The following is a 23,513-nucleotide window of genomic DNA, read 5'->3' on the forward strand; positions in this document are numbered from 1 at the left end:
CATTTGAGAACGACAAAGGATAGTCTTTTGACTATGACCAGCGCCGCCGCGCTGATCGCCGCCTCGCTCGCGGTCGCCACGCCGGCCCGCGCCGCCGACGAAGCCGTGATCCAGAAGTGGATCGCGGAATTCCAGCCCTCGACGCTGTCGAAGGAAGACCAGAAGAAGGAGCTCGAGTGGTTCGCCAAGGCCGCCGAACCCTTCAAAGGCATGGAGATCAACGTCGTCTCGGAAACGATCACGACGCACGAATATGAATCGCAGACGCTGGCCAAGGCGTTCTCCGAAATGACCGGCATCAAGCTCAAGCACGACATCATCCAGGAAGGTGACGTCGTCGAGAAGCTGCAGACTCAGATGCAGTCGGGCAAGAACGTCTATGACGGCTGGATCAACGACTCCGACCTGATCGGTACCCACTTCCGTTATGGCCAGACCATCATCCTGTCGGACTACATGAAGGGTGAGGGCAAGGACGTCACCGACCCGATGCTCGACGTCGACGACTTCATCGGCAAGTCGTTCACCACGGCGCCGGACGGCAAGCTCTACCAGCTGCCCGACCAGCAGTTCGCGAACCTCTACTGGTTCCGCTACGACTGGTTCACCAATCCCGAGTACAAGGCCAAGTTCAAGGCCAAGTATGGCTACGAGCTCGGCGTGCCCGTGAACTGGTCGGCCTATGAAGACATCGCCGAGTTCTTCACCAACGACATCAAGGAGATCAACGGCGTCAAGATCTACGGCCATATGGACTATGGCAAGAAGGATCCCTCGCTCGGCTGGCGGTTCACCGACGCCTGGCTGTCGATGGCCGGCAATGGCGACAAGGGTATCCCGAACGGCCTGCCGGTCGACGAGTGGGGCATCCGCATGGAAGGCTGCCGTCCGGTCGGCTCCTCGGTCGAGCGTGGTGGCGACACCAACGGCCCGGCCGCGGTCTACTCGATCACCAAATATCTCGACTGGCTGAAGAAATATGCCCCGCCGCAGGCCCAGGGCATGACCTTCTCGGAAGCAGGGCCGGTGCCGGCGCAGGGCAACATCGCCCAGCAGATGTTCTGGTACACCGCCTTCACCGCCGACATGGTGAAGCCGGGCATCGCCGTGATGAACGCGGACGGTACGCCGAAGTGGCGTATGGCTCCGTCGCCGCACGGCGCTTACTGGAAGGAAGGCATGAAGCTCGGCTATCAGGATGCAGGCTCCGTGACGCTCCTGAAGTCGACCCCGCCGGATCGCCGCAAGGCAGCCTGGCTCTATCTGCAGTTCATCATCTCCAAGTCGGTGTCGCTGAAGAAGAGCCATGTCGGTCTCACCTTCATCCGTGAGTCCGATATCTGGGACAAGTCGTTCACCGAGCGTGCGCCGAAGCTCGGCGGCCTGATCGAGTTCTACCGCTCGCCCGCGCGCGTGCAGTGGACCCCGACCGGCAACAACGTGCCCGACTATCCGAAGCTCGCGCAGCTGTGGTGGCAGAACATCGGCGATGCGTCGTCCGGTACCAAGACGCCGCAGCAGGCTATGGACGCGCTGGCCGCGGCCCAGGATTCGGTGATGGAGCGTCTTGAGAAGTCCGGTGTGCAGGGCGCCTGCGGACCGAAGCTGAACAAGAAGGAATCCGCCGAGTTCTGGTACAAGAAGGCCGAGAAGGACGGCACCATCGCTCCGCAGCGCAAGCTCGCGAACGAGAAGCCGAAGGGCGAGACCATCGACTACGACACGCTGATCAAGTCGTGGCCGGCCAACCCGCCGAAGCGCGCCGAAGCGAAGTAAGGCAGCAAGCAAGGGCGTACCAGCCCACGCCATCCGAAGACGACGAAAGGCCGGGAGCGATCCCGGCCTTTTTGTTTTCTCCGCTGTCATCGCCCGGCTTGATCGGGCGATCCAGTACGCCGCGGCGTCTCGATCAATCGCTGTCGTCTCTGGAATACTGGATGCCCCGTCTTCGCGGGGCATGACAGTCTTTGGTCGACCTTACTCCGCCGCCTCGGTCGCCTTCAGCGTCGGATAATCCGTGTAGCCCTTGGCGCCACCGCCGTAGAAGGTCGCCTTGTCCCACTCGTTGAGCGGCGCGCCGGCCTTGAGCCGCTCGACCAGATCGGGGTTGGAGATGAACGGCTTGCCGAATGCGATCAGGTCGGCCGCGCCGGCCTCCAGCACCTTCTCCGCCAGCGCGAAATCGTAGCCGTTGTTGGCGACATAGGCCTGCTTGAAGCGCTTGCGCAGCGAGGCGTAGTCGAACGGTGCGATATCGCGCGGGCCGCCGGTTGCGCCCTCGACGACGTGGAGATAGGTCAGCTTCAGCGCACTGAGCTGGCCGACGATGTAGTCGAACAGCGCTTGCGGATTGGAGTCGGTGATGTCGTTGGCTGGCGTCACCGGCGAGATCCGGATGCCGGTGCGATCGGCGCCGGCCTCGATGGCGACCGCCTTGGACACGTCCAGCATCAGCTTGGCGCGGTTCTCGATTCCGCCGCCATAAGCGTCGGTGCGCTTGTTGGTGCCGTCGCGGGCGAACTGGTCGAGAAGATAGCCGTTGGCGCCGTGGATCTCGACGCCGTCGAAGCCGGCCGCCAGCGCATTCGCCGTGCCGCGCTTGAAGTCCTCGATGATCCCGGGAATTTCCGACAGCTCCAGCGCGCGCGGCTCGGACACGTCGGCGAAGGTGCCGTTGACGAATGTCTTGCCCTTGGCGCGGATCGCGCTCGGCGCCACCGGCGCGCCGCCGTTCGGCTGCAGCGAGGTGTGCGAGATGCGGCCGACATGCCAGAGCTGGATGAAGATGCGGCCGCCGCGCTCATGCACGCGATCGGTGACCTTGCGCCAGCCCTCGACCTGTTCCTTCGAATAGATGCCGGGCGTGTCCTGATAGCCCTGGCCCTGCTGCGAGACCTGGCTCGCCTCGGTGATCAGAAGGCCGGCGGAGGCGCGCTGGCCGTAATAGTCCACCGCGAGCGGGCTCGGCACCATGCCGGGCGGCACCGCGCGGTTGCGCGTCAGTGGCGCCATCACCAGGCGGTTTGGCAGCGTCAGCGGGCCGAGCTTGTAGGGCTCGAGAAGTTTGGTCGATTGGCTCATGTAAATGTTCCAGAGAATGACTGATGAAGGAGAATTGTGCATTGCCGCGACGAGCGCAATGCCCGAGGCATTCGCGCTCCGCAGGCTAGCTGCGCACAATTCCGCCCATGTGGCCGGCATCGAGGAACAAGGTGTGCGCGTTGACATAGGAGGATTCATTCGAAATCAGGAACAGCGCAGTATAGGCGACCTCCCAGCCGGTGCCCTGGCGGCCGAAAGGCACTGTCACGGCGCGGTCCGATCGCCTGCGGCTGGCGTCGCGGCCCATCGGCGTATCCATGAAGCCGGGCGCGATCACATTGCAGCGAATGCCCCTGTCCTCGCCGGCCCGCGCGATCGCCCGGCCCAACGCGATCTGCGCCGCCTTGGAGGATTCGTAGGCCGGGTTGCGGCCGCCGGCGCGCTGGCTCGCCATCGACGAGATCAGGATGATCGCGCCGCCCGGCGCCATCACCTCCAGCGCCTTCTGCGCGAACAGCATGTGGCTGCGCACATTGACGGCATAGTCGCGGTCCCAGGCTTCGGCCGTCATCTTGGGCAGCGACAGGCCGGAGGAGATGCCGACATTGAGCGCCAGCCCGTCGAGCCCGCCGAGCTTCTGCGCGCAGCGCTCGACCGCGGGCGCGATCGCTGCGACGTCGGCGACATCGACCACGTCGGTGAAGGCCTTGCCGCCTTCGCCTGTGATCTGCGCGACGGTGTCGTCGGCGGCGTCCTTGTTGACGTCGAGGCAGGCGACCGACGCGCCCTCGCGCGCGAACAGCACGCTCATGGCGCGGCCGTTGCCGATCGGCGGGGCTTCATCCACGGTTGTGCGCTGTCCCGCGCCGACCACGATGATGCGCCGCCCGGCGAGGCGGCCGTGGTTCTTCGCCAGCCCCAGTGCTTCGGCATGCAGCGAAGCGGACGGATCGATGGCTTTCGGTGCGTGGGTTGTGGTCGACATGGCGTGCTCCCTGACGTCTTGTTGTTGTCAGGGAGCAGTAGCACGGGCGAGGGCGTGAAGCGAAAATCCCGTCGCGGGGAATATGGATCGCCGAAGCGCGTCAGCTGACGCCGAGGAAATCGCGCTTGCCGATCTCGACGCCGTTGTGGCGCAGGATGCCGTGCGCGGTCACGGCGTGGAAATAGAAGTTCGGGAACGAGAACGCGCTGAGGAATTGCTGGCCCTTCAAGGTCATCGTGCGATCGGGGCCGATCGGGAAGGTGACGTCCCGGGCGTCGGCGCCGTCGAACTGCGCCGGCTTGAACGACTTCACATAGTCGATCGTCTTGGCGAGCCGCTGCTTCAGCTCACCGAAGCTCTTCTCGGTGTCGGGCGTCGACGGCACCTCGCTATGGGTCAGCCGCGCGCAGCCCCGTGCGGCGTGATCGCAGACCAGTTGCACCTGCTTGGTCAGCGGCAGCATGTCGGGATAGAGCCGCGATCCCAGCAGCACCTCGGGCGCGATCTTCTTCGCCTCGCAATGCGCCTCGGCCTTGGTCAGCTCGCCGGTGAGGCTGTTGAGGATCTGCAAGTAGGCGGGGACGACGGCGTCATGAAAGGACATGTGATGCTCCCTGTTCTGATGAAATTCGGATGTTACCGAACGGCGATGCTGCAAGTGGGGCGACGAGGGGAAGAATACAACTGCGGACGGCTGTAACACTTGGTCAAATATTTCCCACCCGTGCACCCTCTCAGAGTGACGGATCGTTCGAGGTCGCGTAGCCCGGATGGAGCGCAGCGCAATCCGGGGAGGCGCATCGGGGCTTGCCCCGGATTTCGCTGCGCTGCATCCGGGCTACGGAAAATGGGCGTTCGCTCTACCGCATCCCCGGTGCCGCGGCATCGGCGGCCGGCTGGGTGCGGGGCCCGCCGCGCACCCGCGCCAGGAGCTCCGCAGTCGGCCAGGAATCCGCCGGCAGGCCGTATTTCATCTGCATCGCCTTCACCGCGCTGCGGCTTGCCTGTCCGAGCACGCCGTCGATCTTGCCGACGTCGTAGCCGGCGCGCGCGAGCAGTCCCTGCAGCTCCTTGATCTCATTGAACGGCAATTGCGCGACCGGCCCGTGCGGCCGCTGCATCGGCGGTGCCCCCGCGATGCGGCCGGCGAGATAGCCGGCGGTGGTCGAATAGATCAGCGAGTTGTTCCACTCGGTGTAGGCGGCGAAATTCGCATAGGCGAGGAACGCCGGACCCATCCGGCCCATCGGCAGCAGCAGCGAGGCCGGCATCTCGTCATTCGGCAATGGCTTGCCGTCGGTCAAGCTGACGCCGAGCGATACCCATTTCGAGCGCGGCAGCTTGATGGTGAGGTCGGCCTGGTCCCACGGGAAGTTTGCCGCCTGCGGCACACGCACCTCCTGCAGCCACGGCTCGCCGCGCCGCCATTTCAATCCGGTGGCGATGTAGTTCGCGGTCGAGCCGATCACGTCGGGGCCGCTTTGCAGGAGATTGCGGTGGCCGTCGCCGTCATAGTCGACCGCGTAGTTGAAATAATGCGTCGGCAAGAATTGCGTCTGGCCGAGCTCGCCGGCCCATGAGCCGATCATCTCGTCGGGCGTCAGGTCGCCGCGCTCGATGATCTTCAGCGCGGCGATGGTCTCGCCCTGGAACATCTCCGAGCGGCGGCAATCATAGGCCAGCGACACCAGCGATTTCAGCGTCGGCAAATTGCCCATCTGGACGCCGAAATCGCTCTCCAGTCCCCAGAACGCCGCGATCACCGCCGGCGGCACGCCATATTCCTTTTCGGCGCGCGCGAACGCGGCGGCATAGGTCCGGATGTATTGCTGGCCTTGCTGCATACGATAGTTCGCGGCCATGCGGCCGGCGAACTGGGTGAAGATCTGCCCGAACACGCGCTGGCCGCGGTCGCGGTTGACGATGCCCTGGTCGTAGATCAGGTAGGGCGCGGCCTCCGCGATCGTGCGCTGCGAGACGCCGGCGGCAACCGCCTTCTGCTTCAGCTCGGCGAGGAAGCGATCGAAAGTTTGCCCGTTGTGGCAGGACGCAGCCCTCGGCGAGGCGACGGCGGCAGGGCGCGGCCTGACCGGCGCGGGATTCAAGGGGCTGGGCAACGGCTGCTGCGCCGAGGCGAGGGTAGAGAGCGCCAGCGCCCCCGCGATCGCTGCGATCATGATCGGGGCGCGGAGGGGAGAGGCTGGCATCGATGTCACCGGTTGGAAAAAGGGGAATTGAAGCCCAATCTGCATACACCAGGGCGACACCAGGCAACAACGGGGGTGCCGCTCTTAGACCAATTGGGCTTCGGCACGGCAAGACGCCGCCGCTATGATCGGCGGGTGATTCGCGGGCAGGGGTGTCGGCGGATCGATCACGCCCGGAGGGACCCATGTGGAGTTTTCTCGAGCGTCTCTTGGATTCGTCGACGTTTTCGCCGCACGGCATCTGCCTGTTGTGGGAGCCGGAGCTGATCTGGCTCCACGTGATTTCAGACGCGATCATTGCCGCTTCGTATTTCTCGATTCCGTTTGCGCTGGCGATCCTCGTCTCCAAGCGGCGCGACTTCCAGTTCGGCTGGATGGCGTGGCCGTTCGCCGCGTTCATCCTCGCCTGCGGCCTCACCCATGTGTTCTCGATCTACACGCTGTGGGTGCCGATCTACGGTCTCGAGGGCCTGCTCAAGGCGCTGACCGCTGTCGCCTCGATCTTCACCGCAGTGCTGCTCTGGCCGCTGATCCCGCGGATCCTCGCGATCCCGACCGAAGAGCAGCTGCGCGAGGCCCATGTCGCGCTCGCGGAGGAGGGACGGCAGCGCCAGCGTTCGGAATTCCTGCTCGAGCGTTTCCGCGAGGCCGAGGCCAATGAGAGCAAGATCCGTCAGGCGCAGAAGATGGAAGCGGTCGGCCAGCTCACCGGCGGCATTGCGCACGACTTCAACAACATCCTCACCGTGATCACCGGCACGATCGACATCCTGGCCGAGGCGGTCACCCACAACCGCCAGCTCACCGAGATCACCGCGCTGATCCGCGACGCCGCCGATCGCGGCGCATCGCTGACGCGGCATCTGCTCGCCTTCGCGCGCAAGCAGCCGCTGCAGCCGAGCGACGTCGACGTCAACGCGTTGACGGCCGACACCATCGAGCTGCTGCGGCCGACCATCGGCGACCATGTCGACATCGATTTTCGCTCCGCACCCGATCTGCCGCGCGCACTGGTCGATGGCAACCAGCTCGTCACCGCGATCATCAACCTTGCGCTCAACGCGCGCGACGCGATGCCGAAGGGCGGCCGGCTGACGATCGAGACCCGCACCGCCGAGCTCAAGCCATCGGACGTGAACGGCCATGACGGGCTTGCCGCCGGCGACTATGTCGCGATCGCGCTGACCGACAGCGGCCGAGGCATTGCGGAAGCCGATCTGGCCAAGGTGTTCGAACCGTTCTTCACCACCAAGGACGTCGGCAAGGGCACCGGGCTCGGCCTCAGCATGGTCTACGGCTTTGTCAAGCAATCCAACGGCCACGTCGTGCTCGACAGCGAGGTCGGTCGCGGCACCAGGGTGATGCTCTATCTGCCGCGCGCGGCGGTGGTCTCTGCGGCAGCGGTGCCCGAGCGGCGGCAGCCGGACGCGCGCGGCGCGCGGGAAATCGTGCTCGTCGTCGAGGACGACAGACTGGTGCGCTCCTATGTGCTGACCCAGATCGAGAGCCTCGGCTACACCACGCTGTCGGCCAATAATGGCCGCGAAGCCGTTGCCGTGCTCGACAGCGGCGCGCCGATCGATCTGTTGTTCACCGACGTCATCATGCCGGGCGCGATGAACGGGCGCGACCTCGCCACCGAGGCGCGAAAGCGCCGCCCCGGCCTTCGCGTCCTCTTCACGTCGGGCTATACCGATGACGCCATCGACCAGGACGGCAAGCTCGAGCAGGGCATCCTGTTCCTGGCAAAACCCTACAGCCGCGCCGAGCTCGCCCGTATGTTGCGCGTCGCGCTGCGCGAGGACGAAACGGCGATCGCACAGGAGCCGGCGGCGTAGGCGCGCCCCTGTAGCCCGGATGGAGCGAAGCGCAATCCGGGGGCAATGTGCGCCGCAGAAGCGATCCCGGATTTCGCTGCGCTTCATCCGGGCTACGGGTGACTGCTTGCACATAACCGATTGTTAACCCGCGCCGCGTCGCTGCGACGCACTGGTTCCCCTTGCGGCTTCAGCGGCAAAATCCCTACCTCAGCGGCGTCAGTTGTGGCAGCATTCCGTCTGCCGTCAGGGAACCACGATGAACTATTTCCGCACCGCGCTCCTGCTTGCCGGCCTTACCGCCCTGTTCATGGGGGTCGGCTATCTGATCGGCGGCGGCACCGGCGCCGTGATCGCGCTGATGGTCGCGGCTGCGACAAATCTGTTCACCTACTGGAATTCCGATCGCATGGTGCTGTCGATGTACGGCGCCCATCAGGTCGATGCGGGCTCGGCGCCCGAATTCTACAATCTCGTCGCCGAGCTGGCGCAGCGCGCCGCGCTGCCGATGCCGCGCGTGTTCCTGATGGACGAGGCGCAGCCCAATGCGTTCGCGACCGGCCGCAATCCGGAGAATGCGGCCGTCGCCGTCACCACGGGCCTGATGCAGCAGCTCAGCCGCGAGGAGCTTGCCGGCGTGATCGCGCATGAGCTTGCGCACATCAAGCATCACGACACGCTCACCATGACGATCACGGCGACGATCGCCGGCGCGATCTCGATGCTGGCGCAGTTCGGCATGTTCTTCGGCGGCAACCGCAACAACAACGGTCCGGGCATCGTCGGCTCGATCGCGATGATGGTCCTGGCGCCGCTCGGCGCCATGCTGGTGCAGATGGCGATCAGCCGCACCCGCGAATACGCCGCCGACAATTATGGGGCGCGCATCGTTGGCCAGCCGATGTGGCTTGCCTCGGCGCTCGCGAAGATCGAGAACGCCGCGCATCAGGTGCCGAACATGGAGGCCGAGCGCAATCCGGCCACCGCGCACATGTTCATCATTAACCCGCTGTCGGGCCACGGCGTCGACAACCTGTTCGCGACCCACCCCTCGACCGCGAACCGCATCGCCGCGCTGCAGCAGCTCGCCGCCGAACTCGGCACCCAGACCGCGCCGCGCCCGGCCGGTGGAAGCTATCCGCCGCGCAGCCCGTGGGGCGGATCCGGCCAGCGCGGCCCGTGGGGCTAGCGTGAGGTGAGACGGGATTGGACGGCAGCCGCGAAGGCGGTGTGCTCCCTCGCCCCGTTCTTACGGGGAGAGGGTTGGGGTGAGGGGCTGTCTCCGCAAATACGGCGATAGCTGCATTCGCGGAAGCTCTCCCTCACCCGGAACACATCTAGCGATGCGTCATAGCCGAAGCCTTGCTTCGGTGTTCTTGAGAACGGCCGCCGGAGGCGGCCTATACCTCTCCTCGCACGCGGGGCGAGGTGAAGTGGAGCCGCGCTACGCGCTCGCGGCGTCCAGCCGTTCGACCTGGTTTTTGCTCAGCTCAAGTCTGGTTGCCTCGACCAGCGTTGCGACCTGCTCGGGCCTGGTGGCGCTGGCAATCGGCGCGGTGACGGCGGGTTTTGCCATCAGCCAGGCGAGCGCGACCGCGGCCGGCTCGGCGTGGGTTTCCGCGGCGATCCCGTCGAGGCCGGCCAGGATGCGCATGCCGCGCGGGTTCATGTATTTTGGAATGCTGCGTGCACCGCGCGGGCTCTTGGCGAAGTCGCTCTCCGAGCGATATTTGCCGGTCAAGAATCCGGCGGCGAGCGAGAAGAACGTGATCACGCCGACGTCGTTCGCCTCGCAGACGCGTTGCAGCGCGCCTTCGTAGCTTGAGCGCTCCGCGAGGCTGTATTCGGGCTGCATGCTCTCGTAGCGCGGCAGGCCGTTTGCCTTGGCAATGTCGAGCGCGCTCTGGAGTCGCTCCGCCGAGAAGTTCGAGGCGCCGATCGCCCTGACCTTGCCGGCCTTGATCAGTTTGTCATAGGCCGCGAGCGTCTCTTCCTGCGGTGTCGTCTCATCGTCCTTGTGGGACTGGTAGAGGTCGATGAAATCGGTCTGCAGCCGCCGCAGCGAGTCCTCGACGGCGCGCGCGATGTAGTCCGGCTTCAGCCCGACATTGCCGCCGCCCATGTCCATGCCGACCTTGGTGGCGAGGATGATGCGGTTGCGGTTGCCGCGCGCCTTCATCCATTTGCCGATGATCGTTTCGGATTCGCCGCCGCTGTGGCCCGGTACCCAGCGCGAATAGACATCCGCCGTATCCAGGAATGTCAGCCCCTGATCGAGCACGGTGTCGAGCAGGCGAAACGACGACGTCTCGTCCACTGTCCAGCCGAATACATTGCAGCCGAAGCACAGGGGAGGAACAGTGAGGCCGGAGCGGCCGAGCGCGCGATGCTTCATGAGTCTTCTTTCGCTTGTTCTTGATAGCGGGCGCCGGACACTGAGGCAGATCGCCCTTGTTTGCAAGGCGTCGTCCCGTAACCGCCTGGCAGGCGCCCATGCGTCGCTTGGCCAGCTCGGATGGATCGGATCCGTTCGTCGGTCAGGTCAGGCGCGCTGCCCCTCGGTGCCGCATCGACCAAGGAGAGATTTCGTCGCAGAGCAGAAACGCGATTTTATTTGCCGCGGGTCTGATGTAGATTGCGCGGCGAGCTGCCACCGGTTGCGCCGAAATCCGGAGAATGAGCGGCAGCGCGACTGGCCATCGGCAGGCCATTTCTTCTCATTTTTCAGTACGAAATGCTCTGCTCGGGCCGCGCGCCTGGGTGAATGTTTTTTTCATTCCAACCAAACGGAGCGATTGCCATGCATTTCTGCTTCTCTGGTGAATACACCCCGCGTTCCCTGAACAACATCATGGAAAACCCGACGACCAATCGATACGAGGCCGCGAAGAAGTTGATTGAGGCCGCCGGCGGAAAGCTGATTTCGATGTACAGCACGGCGACCGACGGCCCCGGCGTGATGGTGATCTTCGACGTGCCGGATCCGAGCTTCGCGCCTGCGATCAGCGGCGTGGTCGTGGCGGCCGGCGCCATGCAGAATGTGCGGCTGGTCCGGCTCTTTACCCAGGATGAGATCAAGGTGGTGCGTCAGCACGCGACCAAGCTCAAGACCGCCTACACGCCGCCCGGCGGCTAGCAGACCGAGCGATCCAAAACGGCGTAGATCGATCTGACGCTGTTGTCTCTCTCGCGCGGCGGCGCTTGCCAGCGCGCCGCGCGAAGGCGAGGGCCGTTGCGCGCCACAGATCCGGGGCGCGGTCGACGGATGGCAGTCGCTCAGGCGGATGTCCTGCGCGCATGCCGGCTCGCAAGCCCCGGCTGGTTGTGCCGTCGCATGACGTCCGCCGCCTCGCTCGGCATGTCGTCGGGCGAAAATCGCCGCCATTCCTGAGTCACGCGCGCATCGCACCGCCGGCATCTCGGCGCGCGTCACATGCCTAAAACAATGAGCGACTAGTTGTGCGACCGTTGATGTCTCATGTCGCGAGAATGCGGAGGCATGACTCAGTGGCTGAGCCACAAGCTCGGTGTCGTCCCTGCGAAAGCAGGGACCCACAACCACCAATGCTGATTGTCGAGCGACGCTGGGACGACGAGTCCTGTCTACAATGTCCGTCACGGCGTATGGGTCCCTGCTTTCGCAGGGACGACGCATGGGGGAACACCATGGCCAAACGACAAACCGGACGTTCGCGGCGCGCTTTCATCGGTGCCGCTATGGCAGGACTTCCCGCGACACTTCTGCTGCGAACCGCCGCGGCCTTCGACAAGATGACCAAACCGCAGGCGGAATATCGGGACACGCCGAACGGCATCTACTCCTGCGGAATGTGCACGCTGTTCGTCGCGCCCGATGGCTGCAAGGTGGTCGAGGGCGCGATCAGCAAGGACGGCTGGTGCAAGGCCTTTGCCGCGGTGGATTGATCCTGAGCTCACAACTCCCGCGCATTCGAGAACGCGAACGAGGACACGCGCCGCGTGGTCTCGTCCAGGATCAGGGTGCGCGTGATCGGCGGCTCGGCGCGCTGGCTGCAATTCTCGCGCTCGCAAAGCCGGCAGTTGACGCCGATCGGGGTGCCCTCGACCTTTTCCAGATCCATGCCAGTGGCATAGACGAGCTTGGCCGCATGCCGGATCTCGCAGCCGAGCCCGATCGCGAAGCGCGGCTGCGGCTGCGGGTAGGGCGCCACCGGCCGGCGCACCATCTGCGCGATCGAGAAGTAGCGCGTGCCGTCCGGCAATTCGATCACTTGGCTGAGCAGGCGATCCGGCATGTCGAAGGTCGAATGCACGTTCCAGAGCGGGCAGGTGCCGCCGAACTTGGAGAACGGGAAGGTGCCGGAGGAGAACCGCTTCGACACGTTGCCGGCATTGTCGACACGCAGCAGGAAGAACGGCACGCCGCGCGCGTTCGGCCGCTGCAACGTGGTGAGACGGTGGCAGACCTGCTCGAAGCCGGCGTTGAAGCGCTGCGCCAGCACGTGGACGTCGTAGCTCAAGGCTTCGGCTGCGGAATGAAACGCCTGATAGGGCATCATCGCGGCGGCTGCGAAGTAATTGGCGAGCGTGATGCGGTAGAGCCGGCGCGCGGTGTCGTCGAGCGGGCCGGCGCGGCTGACGATGGCGTCGATCGCGGCGCCGCACTCGACAAAGCCGATCTGCAGCGCAAGCTGGAAGCTGCGGCCGGAGCTGTCGACGAGTTCGGAGATCAAGAGCTGCCGGCGGTGCCGATCGAAACGGCGCAGCGTCTCGCGCATCACGTCGACCGGCATCACGCGGGTCAGAATCGAATGTTTTTCGCGCAAGCGCGTGGTCAGCGCCGTGAACAGGCCTTCGGTCGGCACGTTGAGCTCGTCGCGCAAATTCTCCGCGGCGGTCTCGAGCTCCGGAAAATAGTTGCGGTTGGCCTCGATCAGGTCGCGCACCCGCTCGATCGGGTTGGCGTCGAATTGCGAGCCTTCGCGGTCGGCCATCTGCGCCGCCACCAGCGTCTCGCCGCGGCGCGCCTCGGTGTAGGCAGCGTAGAGCCGCTGCAGCGCGTGCGTCACGCCGGGGCAGAGCTCGGCGAGGTCGCGCAGCTCCTGCTTCGGCAGGTCGATCTGGCGGAACAGGGGATCGGAGAAGATTTCGTTGAGTTCCGCGAAGAAGCGATCCTCGTCGGCGGTGGCGAGGTCGCGCAAATCGAGGTCGTAAGTCTCGGCCAGCCGCAGCAGGATCTGCGCCGTCACCGGGCGCTGGTTGCGCTCGATCAGATTGATGTAGGAGGGCGAGATGCCGAGCCCCTCGGCGATCTGGGTCTGCGACAGCCCCAATTGCTGGCGGATCCGCCGGAAGCGCGGACCGACGAACAGCTTCTTGCCGGATTCACCGGGCACGGGTTGGTCTCGATTGCCGCAGCAAATTCTGACCGCCTCGCCCCGCGCGCGGGGAGAGACCGGATCGCGTCGCCAGATGCGATCCGGGTGAGGGGGACTCTCCGCGAGTCTCGCTGCGGAGACAGCCCCTCAGCCCAACCCTTTCCTCGTAAGAACGGGGAGAGGGAGAAGAAAAACCGGCGGGCATGGCAGGCTTCCTGACCTATGTTGTGACAATATTTACAAATCGACATTTATTACAAGTTCAGATGTTACATGACATCACCAATAAAAAACAAGGCATATGTACGAACTTCGCGTTTTCGCGTTTATCTCCTGACACGCAATTCGCAATGCTCTGTCAAGAATGTCGATACGGCGAGCAGGTTGCGGGAATCAAGGTGCAGGCGGCTGGGCAAAGGCAGCCCGATTTTTTGAAGGAGACTGACGATGAGCAAGGGCAGCAATTTCTGGGTGATCGGCGGCGAGTTCGGGTCAATGAACTTCCACAAGCTCGTCGAAGGCTCGGCCCAGGTCCGCGGTCCGTTCAAGACCCGCAAGGAAGCCGAAGAGTGCTGGAAGGAAGTTTCGGAAGAGAGCCGCCACAAGGCCGGCGTGCGCTTCTCCATCGTCGAGGAGCCGTCACGGGTTTCGGCCTGAGCGAGCGTGATCCGGAAAAGTGGGAACCGGTTTTCCCTCGCGACAAACGCAAGCGTTTGCGCCGAGATCATGCTCAAACAAGAGATGACGTCGCGATACGCGATCGCATCGTGATGCAGCTAAGAAAACGTCCAAGGACGGCGGCCCCATCCGGTTTCATCCGGGTGGGGTCGACCGCTTTTGGGACAGCGTCAGGTCGTTGATCTGGGGATAAGTAGTGGTCTAAGTGCTTGGGAACCAACGCCCTTTGCGGACATCTTGGTTGCTGATAGGTTAATGCGCAGGAAACCCGTCACCACGAGGCCGCAAGGCATGTCCGATTCGCAGAACACCGGCAGCGAGGCGCGCGAGATGCGGCCGACGCTGCGAGAGGCGCTGCGGCGGGCGCGGATCGAGGCGGCCGATCGCACCGGTGTTGTCGTCGAACTGCGCGACGCCGAGGTGGCGCGGCTCGAGATCCTCAACGATGCGCTCGATCCGCTGTTCGCGCAGGTGCCGGACAAGGTCGATCTGTTCGACCGCGGCATCAGCCAGGGCGAGACGCCGCGGCTGTGGATCGACGTCGTCGCCCATGTGCTGATGGGGCGCGACAAGCGGATCTACCGCTTCGTGCAGGACACGAGGTTCGGCCGCATCGTGCTCGCCGAATCGCATGACGTGGCCGCGATCGTCGATGCCGTCACCGACTATGTCGCGCGCCGCCTGATCGAGCGCGAGCATGCGATGGTGGCAACGCCGCTTCCGGTTGCCGAGCCGCCGGCGCGGCCGCCCGTCCCGGTGGCGCCGAAGCGCCGTGGCGGGATCGGCATGTTCGTGTTCGGCTTCGTCATGGGCGCGCTCGCGCTGTTCGGTCTCGCGCTGTTTGCGAGCTTGCAAAACTTCTAGCCGCTCGAGGGGCGGGGCATCGTGGTCATAACACCCGCCTCGGCATTTTTCGGCGTCCTCGCGGCCGCCGCGGTGGTCGGCAGCGCCGTGCTGTTCGGCAAGTGGCAGACGTTGAGGCGTGCCGAATACATCCGCACCTTTCACTGGCCGGCGGGCCTGTTGGCGCGGCTCGAGAAGCGTCACCCCGGCTTCACCCGCAAGGACAGCGCGCTGGTCTCGCGCGGCCTGCGGCAGTTCTTCCTCGCCTATCTGATGAGCGGCAGGCGTTACGTCTCGATGCCGTCGCAGGCGGCCGACGACCTCTGGCACGAATTCATTCTCTACACCCGCGAATACGATGCGTTCTGCCGCCGCGCCTTCGGCGGCTTCCTGCATCACACCCCCGCGGTCGTCCTGGTGAAGGAGCGGCGCAGGAGCAATGAGGGCCTGCGGCGGGTCTGGTGGTACTGCTGCAAATACGAGAACATCGATCCGGTCAGGCCGACACGGCTGCCGCTGCTGTTCGCGCTCGACGCCAAGCTGAACATCGCGAACGGCTTCATCTACCACACCGACTGCGAGGCGCTGCGCCGCAGCGGCATCGGTGGCAGCAGTCCCTATTGCGGCGGCGATTTCTCCGACTCCTCGATCGACGGATCGTCAGCCGGCTTCGGCGATGCCGGCAGCGACGGGAGCAGTGGCAGCGATGGCGGTGACGGCGCCGGCGATGGTGGCGGCGGTGACAGCGGCGGCGGGTGTGGCGGTGGCGGGGGCGGCGATTAGGACAGTCGTACTTGCTTCAATTCGCGAATGCCGGCGTGATCGCCGAGCCCGCGCACGGTCTGCTCGCAGCGCCAGCCATTGCCGTCACGCTCGATCGTGAACAAATTGTAGGCCGCCGCCGGATAGTGCTTGCGCGCCAGCGCCGATGCCGACGGCACGCCGATCGCCGGGATCTTCCGCTCCGGGCCGTCGAACCACATCGTCGAATGGATGTGGTCGTGACCATGCAGCACCAGCTCGACGCCGTGGCGCCTGAGCAGCGCCAGCAGCTGATGCGAATCGGTCAGGCGCTTGGCGCGGCCGTCGGAGTGCAGCGGGTGATGCACCAGGAGGACGCGGAAGGCGTTCTCCCGCGACAGCTGCGCGAGGATCGCGTCAAGCGCATCGAGCTGGGGATGGCCGAGCCAGCCGGTCGCCATCAGCGGCGGGGTCGGCACCGCCGAGGAGACGCCGATCAGTGCCAGCGGCCCGCGGCGGCGCACGAACGGAAAATGCGCTGTCGCGCCGTCAGCGTCGCCGCGCAGATAGTCGCCGAAGTGACTGACGAAGCGATGCCGGGTCGCGCGCACATAGGCGTCGTGGTTGCCGGGGACCACGGTGACGTCGGCAGGTGAACCCACGCCCTCCAGCCATTGCCGGGCCGGATTGAACTCGGCATCCAGCGCCAGATTGACCAGGTCACCGGTCACGGCGACATGGTCCGGCTGCTGCGCCTGCATGTCCGACACCAGCGCGTCGAGCACGTCGCGACGGTGATATTTGTGACGGTTGCGCGTCCAGTTCAGGTAGCCGAAGGCGCGCTTGCCGGCGAGATCGCGCAGCCGCGCCGCCGGCAGCGGCGGCAAATGCGGGTCCGACAGATGCGCGAGGCGGAACGCCGCCATCATGCGATTCCCTTCGGATTGTCCGCGAAAAGTGGCCGCCAGCCGGTCATGTCGTGCTATCCCGAACGTCCTGCCCTGTATTGGCAAGAGCCGCGCAGGCGCGCAAGGATCAATGCACGGATCAAGCACCATGATGTCGAGGGTTCAGTGACGGTCCTGCTCGATTTACGCAAGCGCTACGAGCCGCAGATCAGATGGGTGTTTCATTTCTACTGGCGGCTGGTCCGCAGCATGACGCTCGGGGTCCGTGCCGTCGTGCTCGATGCCGACAACAGGGTGTTCCTGGTCAAGCACAGCTACGTCCACGGCTGGTATCTGCCGGGCGGCGGGGTCGAGGTCGGCGAAAGCTTTATCGAGTCGCTGCGGCGCGAATTGGAGGAGGAGGGGCGGATCGAGCTCAAGGGCGAGCCGGCGCTGCACGGCATCTTCCACAACAGCCACGTCTCGCCGCGCGATCATGTCGCGGTCTACGTCGTCAGGAACTATCGGCAGGACCGCCTGCCGGAGCCGAATCGCGAGATCGTGGCCTGCGGCTTCTTCGATCCGGCTGATCTGCCTGACGAGACCACCCCCGGCACGCGGCTGCGGATCGCGGAGGTGCTCGAGGGCAAGCCGCCGACGGCGACATGGCGGTGATGGACCGCGCCCGCGCCAGATGCTATTCCGCGCCCCACAATGACCGAATTGTCCCTGACCATCCTGCCCGAGACCCCGAAAGACGCCCAGGCGATCGAGCGGCTGCACGAGCGCACCTTCGGGCCCGGCCGCTTCGTGCTCAGCGCCTACCGGCTGCGCGAGCATGTTGATCATCTGCTCGATGTCTCCTTCACGGCGCGGATCGGCACGCTGCTGGTCGGCTCGGTGCGCCAGCTGCCGGTCACGATCGGCGATACGCCGGCCCTGATGCTTGGGCCGTTGACGGTCGAGCCGCCGTTCCGCAGCCGCGGCGTCGGCCGTGCGCTGCTCGAGCGTGCGATCAATGATGCCCGCGCCAAAGGCCATCGGCTGATCGTGCTGGTCGGCGACGAGCCGTATTATGCGCGGGTCGGCTTCAAGCCGGTCCCGAAGGGACGCATGACCATGCCCGGCCCGGTCGATTACAGTCGCTTGCTTGTCATGGAACTGGTCGACGGCGCGTTCGAGGGCGTATCCGGGCCGATCCAGCCGGACTGGAGCAAGGCGATCTGACATCCGCGCGAGCGGTGCCGGAACGGTTGCGCACCATCGGAAACTGAAGCACAGTTGAGGCAAGCGCCGGGACAAGACCGGCGCATGTCATATCAACAGGGAGAGTGCGCGCCATGATCAAGGTCAGTGTGATGTATCCGAATAATCCAGGCGCACGCTTTGATCACGACTATTATCGCGACAAGCACATGCCGCTGGTGAAGGCGCGGCTGGGCGACGCATGCAAATATTACACCGTCGACAAGGGCCTCGCCGGCGGCGCACCGGGGCAACCCGCAACCTATGTCGGAATGTGCCACATCTTCTGTGACTCGGTTGAGGCCTTTGCCGCCGGCATGGGCAAGCACGCCCAGGAGATCATGGGGGACATCCCGAACTACACCGATCTGCAGCCGGTGATCCAGATCAGTGAAGTCGTCGTCGGCCACTGATCGAGCAGGTTACGCGGCTCCCCTCAGAGACGCTGGTTGCCCGGATGGGGCGAAGCGAAATCCGGGATCAGTCTCATCGCGGGAGCAATCTCCCGGATTGCGCTGCGCTCCATCCGGGCTACGCGATCGCAAAATCCCTCTGCCGCTGGCGGCAGAGGGATACGCTTGGCTCAGAACTTCAGATTGGCGAACGCCCGCACGCCGAGGCCCGGCATCAGCACCTCGTCCTTGGTATAGGAAACGGAGTTGCGGATGTTCTGGTTGAGCAGATTGTTGCCGGCCAGACCGAGCGTCATCTCGCGCGCGCCGATCCATGACGAATTCAGCTTGGTGTTGTAGGTGATCTCCGCGTTGAGGAGATTGTAGCCCGCGGTCGGGGTCTCGCCGATGACGGCGATGTCGTTCTGCGCAAAGGCGTGCACCAGATTGATGCGGGTCAGCCAGTTGCTGTCGCGCCAATAGAAGCCGCCGCCAAGCCGCACTGGTGGAATCCGCGGCACATTGGTGCCGTCGGTGAAGGTGGCGCGCACCACGTCGAACTGGTTCTCGATGCCCCAGATGCCGCCGTTGAGCGGGCCGATGTCGAACTGGCTCTGGAATTCGGCGCCGCGAAAGATCGCGTCGCGCTGCGAATAAACCGCCTGCCGCGCCTCATTGTTGGGGTCGCCATTGCCGCAGGAGTCGAAATCGTCGCCGCACATCACCCCGGTCAGGCGGCGATAGATGAAGTTGCTGAAGCGGGTGTAGTAGGCGGTGGCCTCGAAGCGGAACGGTCCGGTCGCCTTGCGCAGGCCGATCTCGACCGATTTCGCGGTCTCGATGGTCAGGTTCGGATTGCCGATGTCGAAAGTCGCGGTCGCATCATGCGCGCCGCGCGAGAACAGCTCCGCAGGCTTCGGCGCGCGTTCGACATATTGCGCGGTGATGCTGCCGACGAGATCGCCGGGCAGGTTCTGCAGTAGCCCGATGCTGCCGCTGACTGGCGTGTAGGACGGATTGCGTGCGATCGAGATCTGCGGTGCGCCGTCAGGCAGATAGTCCGCCGGGAAATTCGGCATCGATCCGTGCAGGTCGACATGCTCGATGCGGCCGGCGATCTGCGCCTTGGTCGAATCCGTGAACTTGAACTCGTTGAACACGTAACCCGCGACGCGGTTGTTGTTGTTCGGACTCCACAGGCCGTTGAACAGCGAGCCTGGATCGTCCGGGCTCGGCGCGGTCAGCTCCTGATGCCCGGCCTGCACGCCGAACGCGGTCGTCACCGTGGCGAAACGCGCGTTGAACGGCATCATCTGCACCTCGACGCGGGCTTCCTGCTCCTTGTTGGTGAAGGTCTGCCGCACGCCGTCGCTGAACGGGTCGGTCGGATCGGCGAGGCCGAGCTCGTTGTGGCGATAGTCGGTCGCGCCGACCCAGAACCGCACCGCATCGATTGCAGCAGTATCGGGCCGGTACTCGCCCTTGATGGCGATCTTGGTCTGGTGCGCGTCGATCCGGGTCTGGTGATCGGCGCCGTCGGTGCCGGGGATGTGGTAGAGCGAGTCGTTCTGGGTGATCGCCGCGCCGATATAGCCGCCCTGGAAGAAATAGGAGGCGCCGACCGACGCGCCGTCCGACTGCGTCGCGGAGTTCGGCTGGCGGCCGTTGAATGGCTGGCCGGGCACAAATAAATAGGGATAGCTCGGGATGCTGTAGTCGCTGGTGGTGCGGCCATAGACGTCGGCATGCACGGCGACATTGTTGCCGCCGGCGTCCAGCAGCATGCCGCCCTCGACGCCGCGGTTGACCGAACTCACCGAGGTGCGGGTCTCGACATTGAGGCAACCCGGCGCGCCGGCGTCGGCCAGCGGAGCCTTCACCGGCAATCCGTAGCTCTGGAACGGCGCCGCCGCGCAGGTCGGCATCGCATCGGGAATCCGGTTGTTAGTGGCGCTGACGACGCCGCCGATCGAGGTCGAGCCGTAGCGCAGCGCGGCCGGACCGCGCACCACTTCGATCTGGTTGGTCGAGAGCGGATCGATCGGGACGAAATGATCCTCGCCGAGATCCGACACGCCGCCGCCGCCGAGACCGTTTTCGACGATGCCGACGCGATTGACGTCGAGGCCGCGGATGATCGGCCGGCTCGACGCGCCGGGCGCGAAGCTCGAACCGGTGATGCCGGGCTTGGAGAACAGAAGATCGCCGAGCGTGGCGCTGCCGGAGCGCCGCAGTTCCTCGTTGGGTATCACGGTGACGGTGGCGAACTGATCGGTCACCACGGGCAGCACCCCCTGCTGCGGTGCCGGCGCCGGTGCCGCAGGCGCCGGTTGCACGGCCGCGGCGCGTTCGCGGTTGCGGCTCGGCGCGGACCGGGCAACATGGCTCGGCGTGCGCGTTGGCGCGGTCCGGTGCCGTTGGATCGGGCTCGGTGCCGTCACGGTGATGTCAGGGAGTTGCGTCGGCGTGTCGTCGGCAAGCGCATTGTGGCTCATCGCTCCCAGCAATAGCCAGCTCACGCTCCCGATGTGGAGTGCTCGTTTCTTCTGAAGTGTCATTGTCCCGATCCAGGCCCGTCAAAATGACGGATCGATTCCGATTTGCCCCACCGGCGCAGGCCGCAAATGTGACGCGGCCGTCCGCTCAGGGCGTTCAGCAATCAGTCGATGTCAGGACAGGGGAGGTGCGCGGGAGCGGAAGGCCGCCGGCGCCGATTTCAGATGGGCGAATTCGGCATTGGTAGTGCGGAACAGAAGCTCGATGGCTTCCGGCAGCAACAGCACCGGCGGCGCCGTGAACAGCATGCTGCTCGCGAGCGAGATGACGGCGCAGATCGCGCAATTGTCGGCCGGGTGCCGGTCGTTGTCGGGATTGGCGGGCTGTGGCGTCCCGGTCACCTGGACGGCGAGGTCCGGCGTCGCCGAGGTCCCGATATAGGCGAGATCGACCAGCGACAGCCCGGTCTGGACTGCGGGCGCCGCTTGCGCAGCCGCGATCGGATGGAAATGCCCGAATGACAGCATGAACTGGACGGCGAGCGCGAACAGCGCCAGCCGCGAGCCAGTCTTGATGTGTTGCCGGAACCACTTCATGCCGATAACGCCCGCCCAATCGGGAGCGCATCAACACCCCAGCGCCCCGATGTTATATTATAACATCGGATGGCGTGCGCGATGTCAACCAGCGTTCAGACAAACCGTGTCGATGCGTTGCCTGTGTGTGTTTGACGCAACGCCGACGCGAGCCCGGCCGGGCTCAGCGGCCCTCGCGCAGCCATGTTGCCGCGAATGCACCGAGCAACAGCAGCAGGCCGACCAGGCCGGCGAACATCGGCAGCACGCCGACACCCTTGACGACGCTGGCGTCGCGCATCTTGACGCCGAGCCAGCCGTCGCCGCGGAAGATCGAGGAGGAGCGCACCGGCACGACGCGCGGCATGTCGAGGCTCGAACCGTCGACGATGCGCCGTGCATCGCCGCCGGTCGCCTGCGCCAGCGGCTTCAGCATGTCGGTGGTCGAGGTGACCTCCGAGAATTCCTTCGGATTGGTCGGGCCGACATTGATCAGCGCCTTCAGCGTGCCGTCGGTGGCCTGCCACAGGCCGAGCTCGTTGGCGGGCAGCGTCGCGCGCCACTCGCCGGGATCGCCGGCGGTGAGCGTCAGTTCACGCGTGGTACCGCTCGGCGACGTCACGGTGACCGGCGAGACGGTGTCGGCCATGGTCTGGCGCACCACCATGAGATCCTTGCCCTGCACCTGCATGCGCAGCGCCTCTTCATCGAGGTCGGGCTGCTTCATCAGCCAGTGCGACACCCGCCGCAACAAATCGAGATGCGGGCCGCCGCCCTCGTAGCCGCGCGCCCACAGCCAGATGTGGTCGGAGAGCAGCAGCGCGACGCGGCCTTCGCCGAAGCGCGACAGCAGCAGCAGCGGCTTGCCGTCGGCGCCGGTCATGACCGGCGGATTGATCGCGTTGCGGGTATCGACGGTGCGGAAGAACCGGCTCCAATGCGGCGGCTCGGCATTCGAGCCTTCCAGCCCGCGCGTCACCGGATGACGTTTACCGGCATCGCTTAAGTGCGCGTAGAACGGCTTCTCGGTCACGCCGACCGGTTCGGCCGGCAGCACCGAATCCAGCGGGGTGCGCCAGATGCTGGTGGTCGAGGCGTAGTCGGGACCCGCGGAGACCAGCACCGCGCCGCCGGCGCGGACATAGCGCGCGATGTTGTCGAAATAGGCGATCGGCAGCACGCCCTGGCGGGCGTAGCGATCGAAGATGATCAGCTGGAATTCGTTGATCTTCTGCTGGAACAGCTCGCGGGTCGGAAATGCGATCAGCGACAGCTCGTTGATCGGCGTGCCGTCCTGCTTCTCCGGCGGACGCAGAATGGTGAAGTGCACGAGATCGACGCTGGGGTCGGACTTCAACAGGTTGCGCCAGGTGCGTTCGCCGGAATGCGGCTCGCCGGACACCAGCAGCACGCGCAGCTTGTCGCGGACGCCGTCGATCGCGACCACAGCGCGGTTGTTGACCGGTGTCAGCTCGTTCTCGAGCGGCGAGGCCTCGATCTCGACGATGTTGGGTCCGGCGTGCTTGATGTCGATGTCGACGCTTGAGGTCTGACCGCTGGTCAGGGTGCGCTCGTTGATCACTTCGCCGTCGCGGCGGATCGTGACCTTGGCGCGCTCGCCGGTGACGCCCTGGTCGTCGAGCCGGAAGGTGATGGTCTGGGTCTGGCCGACGATGCCGAAGCGCGGCGCGGCGGTGATCGCGATGCGGCGGTCGCGCTCGTCCTTGCGGCCGGTGATCAGTGCGTGGACCGGCGCCTGGAAGCCGAGCGCCTGGGTGTTGGCGGGAATGTCATGCACGCGGCCATCGGTGATCATGAACGCGCCGGCGACGCGCTCGACCGGAACGTCCGACAGCGCCGACGTCAGCGCGCCGAACAGTTTCGTGCCATCGGTCTCGCCATCGGCCTGACCCGCCTCGACGACGCGGACCTCGAGGCCCTTGATCTGCTTCAGGCTGTCGACCAGCGCCTGCCGCGCCTTGTCCGTCTCCTGGTTGCGCGTGCCGAAATTCTGGCTCGGGCTCTTGTCGACCACGACGGCAGCGACCGAGGACAGCGGCTCGCGGTCCTCGCGGGTGAAGGAGGGATTGGCCAGTGCCAGCAGGATCAGCGCCAGCGCGGCGACCCGCACCGCGGCGCCCCGCGCGCGCGACACCAGGAGCAACACGGCGATGACGACGATCGCGCCGAGCGCGAGCCACAGCACGAGCGAAGGAACCAACGGTGTGAACGCGATGCCGTAGTTCAT

The 23,513-nt window shown here is 65.4% G+C and carries 21 protein-coding genes; 11 read left to right on the forward strand and 10 right to left on the reverse strand.

Translation table 11 applies throughout. The annotated features are described in order from the left end of the window. Positions 1-33 precede the first annotated feature (33 nt). Positions 34-1,776: an ABC transporter substrate-binding protein gene (locus QA639_RS11055; protein WP_198400072.1), complete on the forward strand. Its 1,743-nt coding sequence runs from the start codon at positions 34-36 to the stop codon at positions 1,774-1,776. A 201-nt stretch (positions 1,777-1,977) separates the two neighbouring features. Here QA639_RS11055 and QA639_RS11060 read toward each other — a convergent pair whose 3' ends face one another. From QA639_RS11060 to QA639_RS11075, 4 genes are all read right to left on the reverse strand, one after another. Beyond that, positions 1,978-3,081, reverse strand: coding sequence for an alkene reductase (locus tag QA639_RS11060; RefSeq protein WP_157340518.1), 1,104 nt, complete (start codon positions 3,079-3,081; stop codon positions 1,978-1,980). A gap of 85 nt (positions 3,082-3,166) precedes the next feature. Next, complete coding sequence (locus tag QA639_RS11065; protein ID WP_157340516.1) at positions 3,167-4,027, reverse strand: SDR family NAD(P)-dependent oxidoreductase; 861 nt, start codon at positions 4,025-4,027, stop codon at positions 3,167-3,169. Positions 4,028-4,127: 100 nt separating this feature from the next. Beyond that, the gene (locus QA639_RS11070; protein ID WP_157340514.1) at positions 4,128-4,631 is read right to left on the reverse strand and encodes a DUF1993 domain-containing protein; all 504 of its coding nucleotides are present in this window, start codon (positions 4,629-4,631) and stop codon (positions 4,128-4,130) included. A 256-nt stretch (positions 4,632-4,887) separates the two neighbouring features. Then, positions 4,888-6,204, reverse strand: coding sequence for a lytic murein transglycosylase (locus QA639_RS11075; protein ID WP_157340792.1), 1,317 nt, complete (start codon positions 6,202-6,204; stop codon positions 4,888-4,890). 215 nt (positions 6,205-6,419) lie between these two features. On the opposite strand from QA639_RS11075, the gene QA639_RS11080 reads away from it, so the two are divergent. After that, complete coding sequence (locus QA639_RS11080) at positions 6,420-8,072, forward strand: ATP-binding protein (protein ID WP_283089765.1); 1,653 nt, start codon at positions 6,420-6,422, stop codon at positions 8,070-8,072. 238 nt (positions 8,073-8,310) lie between these two features. Continuing rightward, positions 8,311-9,240: a zinc metalloprotease HtpX gene (htpX, locus tag QA639_RS11085; protein ID WP_157340510.1), complete on the forward strand. Its 930-nt coding sequence runs from the start codon at positions 8,311-8,313 to the stop codon at positions 9,238-9,240. A gap of 255 nt (positions 9,241-9,495) precedes the next feature. Here htpX and QA639_RS11090 read toward each other — a convergent pair whose 3' ends face one another. Then, a complete protein-coding gene (locus tag QA639_RS11090; RefSeq protein ID WP_157340508.1) occupies positions 9,496-10,446 on the reverse strand; it encodes an aldo/keto reductase in 951 nt (316 codons plus the stop codon). 405 nt (positions 10,447-10,851) lie between these two features. Between QA639_RS11090 and QA639_RS11095 the strand changes: the two genes are divergently transcribed. Beyond that, complete coding sequence (locus QA639_RS11095; RefSeq protein WP_028333204.1) at positions 10,852-11,187, forward strand: GYD domain-containing protein; 336 nt, start codon at positions 10,852-10,854, stop codon at positions 11,185-11,187. 530 nt (positions 11,188-11,717) lie between these two features. Then, a complete protein-coding gene (locus QA639_RS11100) occupies positions 11,718-11,975 on the forward strand; it encodes an iron oxidase (protein ID WP_157340506.1) in 258 nt (85 codons plus the stop codon). Between the two features lie 8 nt (positions 11,976-11,983). On the opposite strand, the gene QA639_RS11105 is transcribed toward QA639_RS11100, so the two are convergent. Beyond that, positions 11,984-13,426 carry a helix-turn-helix domain-containing protein gene (locus QA639_RS11105; RefSeq protein WP_028333203.1) on the reverse strand — a complete coding sequence of 481 codons (1,443 nt, stop codon included), beginning with the start codon at positions 13,424-13,426 and terminating at the stop codon, positions 11,984-11,986. 429 nt (positions 13,427-13,855) lie between these two features. On the opposite strand from QA639_RS11105, the gene QA639_RS11110 reads away from it, so the two are divergent. The 3 genes from QA639_RS11110 to QA639_RS11120 all read left to right on the forward strand — a co-directional run bounded on the left by QA639_RS11110 (position 13,856) and on the right by QA639_RS11120 (position 15,712). Then, complete coding sequence (locus QA639_RS11110; protein ID WP_016839740.1) at positions 13,856-14,065, forward strand: DUF4170 domain-containing protein; 210 nt, start codon at positions 13,856-13,858, stop codon at positions 14,063-14,065. A gap of 312 nt (positions 14,066-14,377) precedes the next feature. Continuing rightward, positions 14,378-14,950 (forward strand): hypothetical protein, encoded by a 573-nt coding sequence (locus tag QA639_RS11115; protein ID WP_283089766.1) that lies wholly within the window; start codon positions 14,378-14,380, stop codon positions 14,948-14,950. A gap of 21 nt (positions 14,951-14,971) precedes the next feature. Beyond that, positions 14,972-15,712: a glycine-rich domain-containing protein gene (locus QA639_RS11120; RefSeq protein WP_050387378.1), complete on the forward strand. Its 741-nt coding sequence runs from the start codon at positions 14,972-14,974 to the stop codon at positions 15,710-15,712. On the opposite strand, the gene QA639_RS11125 is transcribed toward QA639_RS11120, so the two are convergent. Further along, positions 15,709-16,596 carry a metallophosphoesterase family protein gene (locus QA639_RS11125; protein ID WP_050387575.1) on the reverse strand — a complete coding sequence of 296 codons (888 nt, stop codon included), beginning with the start codon at positions 16,594-16,596 and terminating at the stop codon, positions 15,709-15,711. The two genes, QA639_RS11120 and QA639_RS11125, sit on opposite strands and share 4 nt — an antisense overlap. Before the next feature lie 147 nt (positions 16,597-16,743). Here QA639_RS11125 and QA639_RS11130 point away from each other — a divergent pair, with 147 nt between their 5' ends. From QA639_RS11130 to QA639_RS11140, 3 genes are all read left to right on the forward strand, one after another. Continuing rightward, positions 16,744-17,232 (forward strand): NUDIX domain-containing protein, encoded by a 489-nt coding sequence (locus tag QA639_RS11130; RefSeq protein WP_028333199.1) that lies wholly within the window; start codon positions 16,744-16,746, stop codon positions 17,230-17,232. A gap of 39 nt (positions 17,233-17,271) precedes the next feature. Further along, positions 17,272-17,784 carry a GNAT family N-acetyltransferase gene (locus QA639_RS11135; protein ID WP_050387376.1) on the forward strand — a complete coding sequence of 171 codons (513 nt, stop codon included), beginning with the start codon at positions 17,272-17,274 and terminating at the stop codon, positions 17,782-17,784. 113 nt (positions 17,785-17,897) lie between these two features. Next, positions 17,898-18,215 carry an EthD family reductase gene (locus QA639_RS11140; protein ID WP_016839733.1) on the forward strand — a complete coding sequence of 106 codons (318 nt, stop codon included), beginning with the start codon at positions 17,898-17,900 and terminating at the stop codon, positions 18,213-18,215. Positions 18,216-18,385: 170 nt separating this feature from the next. Here the strand turns inward: QA639_RS11140 and QA639_RS11145 are convergent, their stop codons facing one another. The 3 genes from QA639_RS11145 to QA639_RS11155 form a co-directional block, all read right to left on the reverse strand. Continuing rightward, positions 18,386-20,752 (reverse strand): TonB-dependent receptor, encoded by a 2,367-nt coding sequence (locus QA639_RS11145; RefSeq protein ID WP_283089767.1) that lies wholly within the window; start codon positions 20,750-20,752, stop codon positions 18,386-18,388. Positions 20,753-20,863: 111 nt separating this feature from the next. Further along, entirely contained in the window at positions 20,864-21,286 is a 423-nt protein-coding gene (locus QA639_RS11150; protein ID WP_283089768.1) for a DUF2946 family protein, read from the reverse strand. A gap of 163 nt (positions 21,287-21,449) precedes the next feature. Further along, positions 21,450-23,513 carry a hypothetical protein gene (locus QA639_RS11155; protein ID WP_283089769.1) on the reverse strand — a complete coding sequence of 688 codons (2,064 nt, stop codon included), beginning with the start codon at positions 23,511-23,513 and terminating at the stop codon, positions 21,450-21,452.

Source organism: Bradyrhizobium pachyrhizi (assembly GCF_029714545.1).
GTDB classification, from domain to species: Bacteria; Pseudomonadota; Alphaproteobacteria; order Rhizobiales; family Xanthobacteraceae; genus Bradyrhizobium; species Bradyrhizobium pachyrhizi.